This window comes from Halopseudomonas phragmitis, assembly GCF_002056295.1.
Taxonomy (GTDB): Bacteria; Pseudomonadota; Gammaproteobacteria; order Pseudomonadales; family Pseudomonadaceae; genus Halopseudomonas; species Halopseudomonas phragmitis.
Map to the genome: position 1 here is coordinate 3,884,009 of NZ_CP020100.1, position 13,864 is coordinate 3,897,872.

10 protein-coding genes are annotated in these 13,864 nt (G+C 56.4%); 1 reads left to right on the forward strand and 9 read right to left on the reverse strand.

Translation table 11 applies throughout. The features are described 5' to 3' along the window. Positions 1 to 16 precede the first annotated feature (16 nt). A complete protein-coding gene (locus BVH74_RS17900) occupies positions 17 to 769 on the forward strand; it encodes an SDR family NAD(P)-dependent oxidoreductase (RefSeq protein WP_080051417.1) in 753 nt (250 codons plus the stop codon). A gap of 68 nt (positions 770 to 837) precedes the next feature. Here the strand turns inward: BVH74_RS17900 and BVH74_RS17905 are convergent, their stop codons facing one another. From BVH74_RS17905 to BVH74_RS17945, 9 genes are all read right to left on the reverse strand, one after another. Beyond that, the gene (locus tag BVH74_RS17905; RefSeq protein WP_080051418.1) at positions 838 to 2,217 is read right to left on the reverse strand and encodes a DUF1329 domain-containing protein; all 1,380 of its coding nucleotides are present in this window, start codon (positions 2,215 to 2,217) and stop codon (positions 838 to 840) included. A 12-nt stretch (positions 2,218 to 2,229) separates the two neighbouring features. After that, the gene (locus BVH74_RS17910; RefSeq protein ID WP_231705541.1) at positions 2,230 to 3,882 is read right to left on the reverse strand and encodes a DUF1302 domain-containing protein; all 1,653 of its coding nucleotides are present in this window, start codon (positions 3,880 to 3,882) and stop codon (positions 2,230 to 2,232) included. Between the two features lie 109 nt (positions 3,883 to 3,991). Next, on the reverse strand, positions 3,992 to 5,581 hold the full coding sequence (locus BVH74_RS17915; protein WP_080051419.1) for a FadD3 family acyl-CoA ligase: 1,590 nt from the start codon (positions 5,579 to 5,581) through the stop codon (positions 3,992 to 3,994). Positions 5,582 to 5,602: 21 nt separating this feature from the next. Beyond that, entirely contained in the window at positions 5,603 to 6,637 is a 1,035-nt protein-coding gene (locus BVH74_RS17920; protein ID WP_080051420.1) for a ferredoxin--NADP reductase, read from the reverse strand. Between the two features lies 1 nt (position 6,638). After that, the gene (locus tag BVH74_RS17925) at positions 6,639 to 7,403 is read right to left on the reverse strand and encodes a glucose 1-dehydrogenase (RefSeq protein WP_080051795.1); all 765 of its coding nucleotides are present in this window, start codon (positions 7,401 to 7,403) and stop codon (positions 6,639 to 6,641) included. A 13-nt stretch (positions 7,404 to 7,416) separates the two neighbouring features. Further along, positions 7,417 to 9,129 (reverse strand): FAD-dependent oxidoreductase, encoded by a 1,713-nt coding sequence (locus BVH74_RS17930; protein WP_080051421.1) that lies wholly within the window; start codon positions 9,127 to 9,129, stop codon positions 7,417 to 7,419. Positions 9,130 to 9,191: 62 nt separating this feature from the next. After that, complete coding sequence (locus BVH74_RS17935) at positions 9,192 to 10,382, reverse strand: acyl-CoA dehydrogenase family protein (protein WP_080051422.1); 1,191 nt, start codon at positions 10,380 to 10,382, stop codon at positions 9,192 to 9,194. A 213-nt stretch (positions 10,383 to 10,595) separates the two neighbouring features. Beyond that, positions 10,596 to 12,404 (reverse strand): methyl-accepting chemotaxis protein, encoded by a 1,809-nt coding sequence (locus tag BVH74_RS17940; protein ID WP_155121741.1) that lies wholly within the window; start codon positions 12,402 to 12,404, stop codon positions 10,596 to 10,598. Further along, positions 12,338 to 13,768: a coniferyl aldehyde dehydrogenase gene (locus BVH74_RS17945; protein ID WP_080051424.1), complete on the reverse strand. Its 1,431-nt coding sequence runs from the start codon at positions 13,766 to 13,768 to the stop codon at positions 12,338 to 12,340. The genes BVH74_RS17940 and BVH74_RS17945 overlap by 67 nt, the downstream gene beginning before the upstream one ends. Positions 13,769 to 13,864 lie beyond the last annotated feature (96 nt).

The window sequence follows — 13,864 nt, forward strand, 5'->3', positions numbered from 1 at the left end:
TTGAGGAATCACCAATATGAACAGCCCCCTGTTTTCGCTTGAAGGACAAGTGGCCCTAGTCACCGGTGCAGGCCGTGGCATGGGCCTGGGTATCGCTGAAACGCTGGCCAGGCTGGGCGCCACAGTCGCAATCAACGATTACTATCCCGAGCGCGCGCAAGCTGCGGCGGCTCAGCTAACTGAACAGGGCCTCAAGGCTATTGCCGCCCCTGCCGATGTTACCGACTATCAAGCCGTTGAATTGATGGCCCGCGACATTGAGAAACAGGTCGGCGGGATTGATATTTTCGTCTCCAATGCCGGAGTACCGGTCACCGGCATGGGTTACAAAAAGTTCATCGAATCAAGCCGGGATGACTGGCAAGACTTCATCAATCTAAACCTGTTCGGACTGATGAATGCCTGTCATGTAATCGTGCCCGGCATGATTGAGCGTGGCTATGGCCGTATCGTCGCAATCACCTCAGAGTCCTGGCGCGCCGGACTGCCGATGGGCATTGCCGCCTACGCCGCCTCCAAGGCGGGTGCTGTGGGCTTCATCCGCCATCTGGCCGCTGAAACCGGACGCAAGGGAATCACCGTCAACGCCTTGTCTCTCGGCACCATGAACAACTGGGATTCCGAGGAACTGGCGAAGAAAACCTGCTTTGTGCCTAGAGCCGGATCACCTCAGGATGTCGGTGCCGGGGTGGCCTACTTCGCCTCCAGGGAAGCCAGCTGGGTAACCGGACAGGTACTACCGCTCAACGGAGGCAGCCTGACGGCCTGATTCACCTGACACCCGAATCAAAAAGCCCCGCCGTTACAGCATGTCGGCGGGGCTTTTTATTGAGGCTCTCAACGCCCAGCGCGACGGGCTGCTTCCGGACCGAAATCCCGGGCAGACAGATTCCCCCGATTGAGGATGTAGCCGCGAGGCTGCTCATTGATCAAATTGAAGGCCAGATAGCTACGAGCCTGCAGATCATGGTACAGCCCAACCCCGGCCTGCCAGGTTTGCGCCTCATATGCGTAGAAGTAGTTCACCATTGAGGTGCGCCACAAGCCACCACGAGCGTCGTAATTGTCAGCCATGATCATCAGCCAACTGTCCTCATCCACATACATGTGTCGCTTGGTATACAGATGCCGATAGTTGTCCTTGATATTGGCCTCCAATACCCAAACCCGACGCAGCTCATAACGCATATGTTGCGGGTTGGCATGATGAGGCGGCAGCAACTCATCGTAACTCAGATCTGCGGAGTGGATACGGTAGGTATTGGCTGGGATATACATCTCCTGCTTGCCAACAATGCTCCAGTTGTAACGCTGGCCAGAGCCATTGAAGATGCGCACCTCATCCACGGTAATTGAGCCGCCACTACCCGGGAACTGCATATCGAAGCCGTATTCCGGCGATTGCCGCACACGCCGTGTACCCGGATCATAGCGCCAGCTCTGACGAGGTTCACTGCGGTGGTTGAAGAACTCCATTCCAGTATTGATTTCACCACGATCACGCTGCGGCAGCAGGGTTTCGTTCAGGTAGAAGGAGGACTGCCCCTCGGTCCTGCCGATATGCCCAGGTTTGAGCGACGGCGCCAAGTTCCGGGAGTTTACCCGCCCCCAGTTGATGCGACCGTTACTCAACACATAGGCGTTGTCTGAAACCAGTTCCTCGGTCCACGGCCGATAGGTGAAAAAGGACGAGGTCCACATCAGCTCAAGGCCAGTCTTCGGGAACGGGAACAGGATGCCGCCCGTGGTGGCCACAACCCCTTCACCATCATCGACCAATTGAGCACTTTGGGCATTTTGCAGGGTGGCTTCACAGACCGAATCCGGGAAACGGAAATCACGCCGGGTTTCATATATCGGCATTTGGAAAGTATCCGGATAGGCTTCAAACAATGCCTTTTGCCCGGCAGACAGACGTCCGGCATATTCATGCATGTTTGCCGCCGTAATCACGAACAAGGGTTGATCATCTGGATAGGGATCAATCGGGTGATTCCCCGTCCCCTGGAAATCAACATGCTCAGGTACGCCCAGCCATTTACCAGTCCAGGCACTCAGGCTGCCGTCGGCATTACCGGCCTTTTCCGCACCGACACAGGTCAGATCCTTGCCAAGCCTGGCAATCTCCTGCGGCGTGGCTGCAGCTTGAGCCAGAGACGCTGTAAGCAGGCACTGAGCGGCCAGCAGAGACAAACAAAAAGGTTTGATGACACGCATGCTCACTGCTCCCTAGAAAGTGTATTTGGCATTGATCGACAGGTAGTCACGGTCAGCCATGACACGATCCTTGGCGACATTGGCTGAAGACAGGTAGTTGACCCAGGTCATGCCAATTTCAAAGTTGCCCAAATAACTGAAATCAGCGCCCAGAGTGAGCGTTTTTTCATCTTCACCCAGGCCCTGGTACGCATAACCGTCGAGATTCTGTTGCCAGACCGCAGACAGGGTCAGATCCCAGCCACGCATAATGCTCGGATAGTCGAAAAAAGCCCCGACGCCCATGACCGTGGTTGAACGCGTACCGAAGTCTTTGAAAGAGCCATCCACGCCTGGCCCGCCGCCAGTGACATGTAACGTATCGACCGACTGAATCCGCTCATTGACGATCTCACCCATCCAGGTTGTTTGTTGCGCCAGACGTGAGGGCCCCTGAATATAAACTGCATTCAGGCTGGTCATCAGCCGATCACCCGTGGTTGGCGACCCATTACTCAGATAGACAGGCGCGTCCTGACGCAGGCTCAGGTCAGAGCCAACCTGCACATCTCCCAGTTTCGACGTCAAGCTCAGCCCCGTCAGCTTGATATCTTCAAAGTAACCAAACTTGAGCGCAGGAATACCCGGACCAAATCCCAGCTTGTCGATACTGCTCAAAGACGAGAATTGGGTGGTGCCACTGAAATCAAAGAACATCGCCGCAACACGGTCATGGTAGCGGTAGTGATACAGACCGAGTTCTGTGTTGAAGTCGACATTCCAGCGTACGCCCAGACCCCATTGGCCCGAGTCTCGCGGATCAACTTCACCTGCGGTATTGACTACAGTAAATGTGTTGTCCGGCAGGTTACTGATCACTCCCGGAGCCAGGCGAAAAAATTGCGAGCCTGGACCAAAGAAGTCACTGCCAAAAAAATCACCGACCGGATTCAGACGCGTCTCTTCCCACTCGAATTGATAGAAGCCGGTGACCGCCCAGCTCTCATTCAATGCATAGGTGAAAGAGAACTGGTTGACTGGCAGGTAGGCATCCTTGGCTTCGGTACCCGGCACATTGAACTTGGTGGCATCAACCGGGGCCTGACCCTGACTGATATTTGGCCAGAACAGGCTCTCACCCCAGGCAACCAGATGACGACCGGCATTCAAAGACAGATACTGCGTCTCTGCGATCGGCCAGTTGCCATACACATATGCATCGAGCAACTGGAAACGACTGCCACTGTCACGCCTGGTCTTACCGATGAAACGCTTTTCATCACCTGGGTTGGCGACCACCCGGTTCACGCTACCGGGCGAATCGTTATTGTTGTCACGCTTGTAGACATCATCATAAAAATGACTGGCCCGCAGCACCGCCCCAAGATTGTCTTTCTGGGCGATAACCTCGCCAAACAGACTGACCCGGTTGTTGATTGGACGATAACGCTTGAAGTTACGCGTTCCGTCATCATGGTTGAGTTCAGCCAGATAATGGCTGTCCGGGCTACGGGTCCGGAATGAATAGGTGTAGTTGGCGGTGACCTGTGAATCCAGAGTCAAACCGTTGTCGAACTCTATAGTCGGCAACGCTAGAGCAGCGGGTGCCAAGCCTGCCGCGACGGCGAAGGCCAAAGGCTTCAGTGCCGGCTGCAGACATCTTGTCTTGAGGTTATTGTTCTTCACATGAGGCTCCTGATTATTATCCACACCTTTTGAGGGTGTTCAGGCAGTATCAGCAAGCCAAAAAAAAACCGCCTACTCCGAATGGAGTAGGCGGGATCAGCAAATAAAATCAAGCAGATAGCTGAGCGGAAAGCTGCAGTTTGTCTACCTTGTTGGAAGCATTAACCGGCAGAGCTGAATAAAACACCACCTTACGCGGCACCTTGTAATTGGCCATGCGCTCACGTGACCATGCAATCAACTCAGCCTCGTTCAACTCGCTGCCCTGGCGCAACACTACGCAGGCACACCCGACCTCCCCCATACGCGGATCCGCCACTCCCAATACCGCAACCTGGGCAATTGCCGGATGCTCACTCAGACAAGCTTCGATCTCGGCTGGATAGCAATTGAAGCCACCGACGATGAACATATCTTTAAGGCGCCCGGTAATCCGAAGATTGCCTTGCGCGTCCAGACTGCCAACATCACCTGTATGCAGCCAACCTTCGGCATCGATACTTTCGCTGGTAGCTTCGGGGTTATTGAAATAGCCAGGCATAACATGGAAGCCACGCAGGCAGATCTCACCCTGCTCTCCAGGCGGAACGCCGTGCCCCTGCGCATCCAGAATTGCCAGCTCGGTGCCCGGTATAGGCTTGCCGCTGGTGCTGGCGATAGTTTGCGCCGAGTCCTGTGGGTCGCAGATGGTTGCCAGACCACCGCATTCGGTCAGCCCGTATGCCGTAGTGACCAGTTCAAAACCCAGCTCTTCGCGCATGCGTTTGATCAGCACCGGCGGAATGGTCGATGCGCCGGTTATCGCCACACGCAGGCTGGATAGATCCGCTGTAGCCAACCTGGGGTGATCCAGCATGGACAGATAAAGCGTTGGCGGCCCTGGCAGAATGGTAATGCGCTGCTGAGCTACGCACTGGAAGATCTCGTCAGCATCGAACATCGCCAGAGGCAAAATCGTTGCCCCTCCCAACAGGCAGGTCAACCAGCCGGCCTTGTAGCCAAAGGAATGGAAGAACGGATTGACGATCAGGTAGCGGTCACCAGGTACCAGACCAATAATCCGCACATACTCATTGAATGCCCTCAGACTCTGGCCATGGGTATACATAACCCCCTTGGGTTTGCCGGTTGTTCCCGATGTAAACAACAAATCGGACAGGTCTTCACTCCGTACTGCGGCGGCACGGGCCTGAGCCTGATCGAGCGTCACGGAGCTTCCAGCTTCCAGAAAGGCTGACAGTGTTTGATCCCCGGCACCCGGCGCAGTACCGATGACCACCATGCGCTCCAAGCTCTGCGGCCGAACAGCCGCGAGCATTGCCGGATAATCATTGCCAAGAAAATGCTCCTGAACAAACGCCAGACGCGCTCCGCTACGAGCAACGATATCCGCCGCCTCATGACCTTTCATTCTGGTATTGAGTGGAACCAGAATCGCGCCAGCTGCCTGCAACCCCAGAGCCAGTAGCACCCAATCAATGCTGTTGGCCGCCCAGAGTGCAACACGGTCGCCCTTGTTGATACCCACAGCCATCAAGGCCCGTGAAATCTCCAACATACGCTCGGGCAGTTGGTCATATCTGACGCACTGCCCGGCATCTTCAAGCGCCGTGCGCCCCTCATGCAAATGCGCGGCACGCATCACCAGTGCCGGAATGGAGGCTGGCAGATCAGCCGGAGTTGAAAACACTGAAGCCATCTGAGGAAACTCTCATTGGAATTAATCGGGGAAGCGCAAATGCACCTGATCACTGGTGGCGACCGCCTGACAGGCCAACGTCCAGCCCTCGCTGAGTTCCTGCTGATCCAGGGCATCGTTGTGCAAAAGATCAACCTTGCCCGCAACCAGCGTGCACATGCAGGAGGCGCAAGAACCGACCAGGCACGAATGTGGTGGCTCCAGCCCCTCGCGCTGCATCGCCGCAAGCAGTATTTCTCCGGGAGCACATTCGATTTCACGAGTCTCACCATCGAGTTCAACAGTCAGCCGGGTCGCGGTTGCTCCTGCATGCTCGACGACCGTGGCCACCGGCTGCTCACTCTCACCAGGCAGTGAGACAAAACGCTCGACATGGATTGCTGAACTGGCCAAGCCAGCCTGTTTCAGTGCTGCAACCCCGGCATCCATGAACGGCTCCGGGCCACAAATGAAGGCCTGGGCTGCTTCATAGCCCGCTGCCAGATGCGCCAGTTGATGACTGCTCGGATGCCCCTGTACGCTGGCCAACCAATGCACCACCTGTAGCCGTTGCGGATAGTCGGCAACCAGTTGCTGGAGCAGGTCACGAAAGATCACCGATTGCTCATCGCGGTTGGCATACACGAGGCGCACTCGCCCCTGAGCCTGACTCAGCACCGAACGCAGAATCGACAATACCGGGGTGATGCCGCTACCACCGGCCAGCAATAGAAAGTCACCCTCCAGACTCTTGGGTACGAATGCCCCAGCTGGTGGCAAGGTCTGCAGCAGATCACCGGGCCTGACCTGATCACACAACCAGTTCGAGCCACGCCCATCATCTACTCGCTTGACCGTTACCCGCAGGTTTTCACTCTCATAGGGCGAACTGGATAGCGAATAGCAGCGCGGCAACCAGTCATCGCCATGCGGGATGCGCAGTGTTAGAAACTGGCCAGGACGGTATTTGAACCTTTCCCGCAGCTCTGCAGATACGGAAAACTCAAAAGAGCAGCTATCGTGTGTTTCCCGAATCACTGCGGCAACCGGCAGACTGATATAGGTGTGGCTACTCATTTCAGATACTCATCACAAATTGGCCACTATCGACCCGCAACTCGATGCCGTTGACCGCTCGCGACTCATCCGATGCCAGATAGAGCACCGCAGAGGCTACATCCTGCGGGAGGCAGGCCCGGTTCATCGGATCGCTATCGATTGTAAAACGGGCCGGATCGACACCCTGGGGATAGGACGCTCGCGTCATGGCCGTCAACACTCCGTCGGGGTGTACCGAATTGCAACGGATCCGGTATTTCTGCTTACGACAATGTACCGCTACGCTGCGAGTCATGGCCGCCACCGCCCCCTTGCTAGCTCCATAGGCCATGTAATCATCACGCGCCGCCAACGCTGCAATCGAGGAGATATTGATGATAGAACCGCCACCACCACTGACTTTCATGAGTCGAATCGCCGTCTGACAGCCCAGAAAAGCACTATCTGCATTAACCCTCAGCAGTTTCTGCCACTGTTCCAGGGTCGCTTCTTCAATGTTCCCCGAAAGCAGAATACCGGCATTGTTAACCAGCACATCCAGGCGTTGAAAACGCTCCCGGACCAAGTCCGCCAGTGCCGCCCAAGACGCAGAATCAGCAACATCCTGAGTCATAAACACGACCTGGTTACCAAGTTCTGCCGCAATGCGCTCGCCCTCAACCGCGTTCAGATCGGTCATGATCACGCGAGCTCCTTCGGCTACAAACAGCCGTACAACGGCTTCACCGATACCGCTGGCGGCCCCGGTAACCACTGCCACTTTGTTGTTCAGTCGCTTGCTCATGCTGGGTTCCTCTTCACTGTTCAGCCAGATGCCCAGCCGCAACATAACCAAAGGTCATGGCAGGCCCCAAAGTCCCACCAGCTCCGGGATAAGTTGTCCCCATTACCGAAGCCGAAGTATTACCAATGGCATACAGGCCAGCGATCGGCTCTCCCGACTCGCACAGCACCCGAGCATGCTCATCGGTCAGCAATCCACCTTTGGTTCCAATATCACCGGCATACATGGGCATGGCGTAGTAAGGCCCTTTTTCCATTGGTGCCAGACAAGGGTTGGGGCTGATATTGCTATCGCCGTAATAGCGATCAAAAACATTCCCGCCACGCGCAAAGTCTTCATCCTTACCAGTACGGGCAAAACCATTTACGCGTTCGACGGTGCTTTTCAGCCCAGCCGCATCGACCCCAATTTGCGCCGCCAGGGCGTCCAGGCTGTCGGCCTTGAAATAGACCTTGTTCAGCCACTCCTTGCGCAGGCGGCTATCCGGCATTATTTGGGCCGGCATAAGCGGCCCCATGGCATAGTTGAAGCGGAACTTGCTATCGAACACCACCCAGCTCGGAATAGTTTTCCCGCCGCTAAGCGTATTGTCCCGGTACATGGCATCGACAAACTCAAGATAGGGAGCAGCTTCATTGACAAAGCGACGGCCTTCGCCATTGACCACAATGGCACCAGGGAAAGCCCGCTCGGCAAACACTCCGCGCGCCCGGTCTTCACCCGGAACCAACAGGCTAGGCGCCCACCAACCCCACTCCATCAGGTCCGTTGCAGCCCCCAGTTTCTGGGCCGCCTCAAGGGCCGCACCGGTATTGGCACCCGCCGGCGTAGCACTCCAGGCAACCTTGTTTGGTTGTGGTAGATACTTGTCACGCAATGCCTGGTTCTGCTCAAAGCCGCCGGAGCCGAGTACAACCCCCTTGCGCGCTGCAATGCGCAAAACCTGCCCGTCGCGCTCCACCACCACGCCGCAAACACGCCCAGCCTCTTCAATCAATTCACGAAAGTCGGTTTTCAGCCAGAGCGGAATTTTGCGGTCCATCATCGACACTCGCAGACTGGCTACCAAGGCATTGCCCAGGGCAGTACGTCGGTCACGCCGGCTTCCGGTCTTGCGCCGCCAGGCAAAATCCAGTTTGTAGCGCAGCATCAGACCAATGATCATCAGGCGCCAGCCACGACTTTTCGACATGGCCTTGTGTGCATGCCGCGCGGTCCAGGCGATGCGCCCCATTAGCATATTGCCGGGAGCGCCCTCACGCAGAGCATGCAACTCATCACCCAACTGACTAAGGTCAAAAAGCTCAGGATCCAGGCTGCGGCCACCAGCAAGGGCACCCGGCAAATCCTGATAGTAGTCAGGATATTTTTCAGCCACGGCATAGCGCACCCGAGTATGTTGCTCCAGCCAAGCAATCATCTCAGGGGCTTTTTTCAGGTAGGTGCGCAGACGCTTTTCATCAACCCGATCACCGACGGCCGCTTTGAGGTAGGTCCAGGCCAGCTCTTCACTGTCGTTACCGCCTATCGCTTTGAAATAATGATTGTTGGGGATCCAGATTCCACCACCGGACAAAGCTGATGTGCCACCATATTGGTCAGCTTTTTCCACCACCAGCACACTCAGGCCCTTGTCGGCGGCCGCAACAGCCGCCGTCATGGCTCCAGCACCGGAGCCAACCACCACTACATCAAACTCTGCGCTGAAATCGTTCTTGTTATGCATGTCACTACTCTTGGTTGCGATCTGCCAACGGCCACCCACAATTGCAGGTGGCCAACTCAGGCTCAGACGTAAGGATCAGGATTGGGGAGTCCCAGTTGAACCGCACCATAGGCACGTGCGAAAGCCGCCACGTTGTTGGAAATATGACCCCGTGCCTGGTGCAGATCACGGAAGATCCGTGCGACCGGGTTGGTGTTGTACAACCCAGAAGCGGCCATGCAACGCAGCAGTTGACTCACTTTCTCAGCACAGGTGTTGGTCACATATGCCGACTGGTAGCGATACAGCAGCCGGGTTTCAACATCGGGAAACTCGCCCCGCTCGGCCAGAGTCCAGAGATGTTCGAAGTTGCGCTCCAGCACTAGCTTGAGCTGATCAAGTGTCAACAGAGCATCGGCAACCACTTCCTGGGCCAAGGGGTCTTCCGCCGTTTTGGCGCCATGCTTGCCGATGTGCTTGGCGGCGTTATCACGGAACTCGTTGATGGCACCCTGCAACGCTCCCAGACAGGAACTGGAAACTGCCCGGGTAAATACCTGAGCAAAGGGGATGGCGAACAGCGGACTGGTATTGACCTTGCGACCTGGAGTTGCCTCCAGACTGGTATTGTTGGTGCGTTGTACCCGGTGATACGGGACAAAGGCATCTTCGACAACAATATCGTGACTACCGGTACCGCGTAGCCCCAGTACATTCCAGTTGCGTTCAATCCGGTAATCGCTACAAGGTACCAGGAAGGTGCCATGCTCGGAGCCTTCGCCCTTGGCATCCGGCGGGATAATGCCGCCAAGCAGAGTCCATTTGCAGTGTTCACTACCGCTGGAGAAGCCCCAGCGCCCACTGATACGGTAACCGCCATCGACCTCGGTTACCTTGGCAACTGGCATATAGGTCGAACCCACCAGGGTTTTGGGGTCGTCGCCCCAGACCTCTTCCTGGGCCTGCAGCGGGTAGCGCGCCAGCTGCCAGGGATGCACGCCCATGACCCCGTAAATCCAGGCAGTGGACATGCAGCCTTCGGCCAAGGTCATCTGAATATCGAAGAAAGCTCGCGGATCCAGCTCAAGTCCGCCAAAGCGCTTGGGTTGCATGGCCTGAAAGAGCCCGGCTTCCTGCATATCGGCCACGGTCTCATCGGGCACCTTGAGATCCCGCTCTGCCTGCTCGGCGCGGGCTTTGAGCGCTGGAATCATCTTGCGCGCGGCGTCCAGCATCTCGAGTTCTTTTTGTGTTCTTTCGCGACTGACAACCATCTCTTGGTCCTCCAAAGACTTTTCCGCAACGACAATACGCGCGGCTTGATTCGATTATCTGGAGGCTGTCCGTATGACTCATCGTCAATGTGGACTATGGGTTATATCCGCAGCGACGAACGATCCGCAGACTCATAAAAAAGCCCGGAGACGCACAGGCGGCTCCAGGCCAGACAAAAAATCACATCGACCACACGAGTCCCCAGGCGAGGCTCAGGTCACTCTGAATTGTTGTGCCATCTGCTCAAGCTCAACCGCCAGGCGCTCCAGCTCTAGCGCTGCCGAAGCGCCATCAGCCGCACTCTCGGACATCTGGTGCACACCAGAGGCCACGCCCTCGACCTCTTGAGCAATTTCACGGGTTGCTGTTGACTGGCCGTTGAGAATTTCCCTGATTTCACTGACCGCCGTAATCACCTCTACAGTGCCAGCACGAATGGCCGCCACAGACTCACTGGCCTGCCCGGCCAGCCGTACTCCGCGCTCAACTCTCTCGACCGATTGACGCATACCACCGGCAGCCGCCCGCGTACCATGCTGGATCTGCTTGACCGTTTCGACAATTTCCAGAGTCGATTGCGACGTGCGCTCGGCCAACTGCCTGACTTCACCGGCCACTACTGCAAATCCACGCCCCATATCCCCTGCACGCGCCGCTTCAATGGCCGCGTTCAATGACAACAGGTTGGTCTGTTCGGCAACCTCATTGATCACCTGAATCACACTGCCAATCTGCTCGGAAAACTTCTCCAGCGCCTGCATGTGCTCTGCAGTTGACGCCACGACCCCTGCAATATCGCGCATTTCTGCACTCATCTGGCCAATCAGGGCTTCACTGTCATGGCTCGCCTGCTCCGCTCGCTCGGTGGTCTGGCGGGTCGCCTCGGCATGATTGCGCACCTCATCAATCGAAACCGAAAGCTCTTCCACGGCTGCCGACATACTGCTGACCGCTTCGGCCTGATGCCTTGCCAACCGTGATGAGCCATCGGACAGCGATGTCATTTGCGAAGAAGAACGCCCCAACAGACTCACCTGATCCCTCACCGCAACAAGCAACTTGCGCAGGTTATCGCGCATCCGAGCGAAATCATGCATCAGATCGGCGATTTCATCATTGCCTGAAACGTCGAGCTGGCGGGTCAAGTCGCCAGATGCGATGGCCTTGGCCTGCCCGGCCACGATTTTCAACCCGGAACGCAGCCGGCGCAGGGTCATGACCCCGGCCGCGCTACCAACCACCAGCCCGAACACGGCAAGAACGATATAAACGCTGACCGTTAATTGATAACGGCGTTCAGCAAGGAGGAAATCCGCTTCGGTTTTCTCTTCCTGATAAGCCCGCAATTCAACCAGCACATCACTCGCCTGCCGCCCCTCCTCAGCACCAACCTGGAGAAATACACGCATACCGTTAACGCCAAAGTCTTCGATCTCCAGCAATGCCAACATGGCATCCAGATCTTCACTCCAAAACCCATAATGCTCATCAAAGCGGGCCAACAGCAAATGATCAGTCTCATCCAGATCTCGTACTTTCAATTGCTCACGCAACGCCTCGATGCGCGCAGTATTGGCCCTAATTTCATCAAGATAAACCGACAGTGCCTGACCATGTGCAATGGAAAGCTTGCCGTCGGGGTCATATTGGAAGGCAATCAGAACCAGGCGCCGGTTGTAGTCCAGCAGACGCTCAATTTCACTGGTCTGCCGAATCGCTGCAAGACGCTCTTCATGCGCCGTATACAGGCTGTCACGAGATAATTTCAAACCATACCAGCCCAGCGCCACAGCACTATAAAACAAGATACTTGCCAGGCCCGCCCAAAGAAGAAGGCGCGCAGCAATGGTCATACGCAACGCGACAGGGAACATGCGAAGTACTCCGACAGAGAGTGCAGCAACAGACCACCAGACATGATGGCCTGCATGGATGGCGGGATAAGCGCTCCTGATCAGCGACTGATCTGAGCTTTCATCGCTGCAGTAAACCCTTCGTGGTAAGGCGCAAGCATGCCCCACTCGGCCCGCGGGTCGAACTCTGGCGCCTTGAATACGGTGCGTACGTGGCTGAACTCGACGAAACCTTCACGGCCGTGATAGTGCCCCATACCGGAGGCGCCGACACCACCAAAGGGCGCATCCTCCATGGCCGCATGCATGAGCGCATCATTAATGGTCACCCCGCCGGACAAGGTGTGGCTGAGCACCAGTGTTTGCTCAGCGTCATCATTGCCAAAGTAATACAGCGCCAGCGGCCTTTCGCCCTGGTTGATTTCCTCGACCACATGCCGAATATCACTGTAGGTCAAAACAACCAGGGCCGGCCCAAAGATCTCTTCGCGCATGATGCGACTAGTACGCGGCGGATTGATCACCAGAGACATCGGCCGCTTGCGCTGCGTCAGCGAAAACTCCACATCAGGACAGCGCACCACCTGCGCGCCCAGCTCAACCGCTTCGTTCAGGCAGGCATCAATACGCTGCATGTGATGGTCGTTGACTACGCAGACCAGATCCGGATTGTCGCTCACCTGCGGGTACAACTGGGAAAAGGCCCGGGAAAAGGCCTGAATGAAAGCGTCGCGCAACTCCACAGGGACATATACCGTATCCGGAGAAATACAGATTTGCCCCCCATTGGTCCCCTTGGCTACGGCCAGACGCCGAGCAGCCTCGGCTATATCGGCGGTCCGACTGATCAACACCGGCGACTTGCCCCCCAACTCCAGGGTCACAGGCACCAGATGCTCAGACGCCCGACGCATAATGTCACGCCCCACAACCGTACTGCCGGTAAACACCAGATGATTGAACGGCTGACCAGCAAACCCCTGCCCCACGTCAACACCACCGGTTATGACAGCCAGCTCCAACGGATCAAAACGTGCGTCAATGGCCTTGGCCAGCACTTCAGCGGTACGCGGGGTAATTTCAGAAGGTTTGAGTACCGCTCGATTGCCAGCAGAAAATGCCCCAGCCAGAGGGCTCAGCAAGGTAAACAACGGCGCATTCCAGGTTCCCATGATGCCAACCGTACCTTTGGGTTGGTACTGAACCCAGGCCTGGGCGCCCAACTGATCATAGGGCGGAAAAACCTGACGAGGCTGACTTGGTGTCCACTCGTGCAAGTGATCACGGGCATATTTCAGCGATGACAGCGAACCAAGCACATCATTCATCAACCCATAACCAGGATGGCGCCCACCAAAGTCAGCATCCATGGCAGCCGACAAGTCCTCATGCTCATCCACCAGCAGGTCAATCACGGCCTGGATACGCTGACGCCGGACATCCTCACTCACCATGCCCTGTTGATCAGTAGCCTGGCGCTGCTCAGCCAACAGTGAGGTCAATTGCTCTATCGATTGCAGATGCGCACGCATGTCAGCCTGACTCCTTACCCGCGAATGGGTCGTTATTGTAATTGCTAAAGACACTAGCCCAGGCCTGCGGAAGCATCCTCGTCCGTTCGGACGACT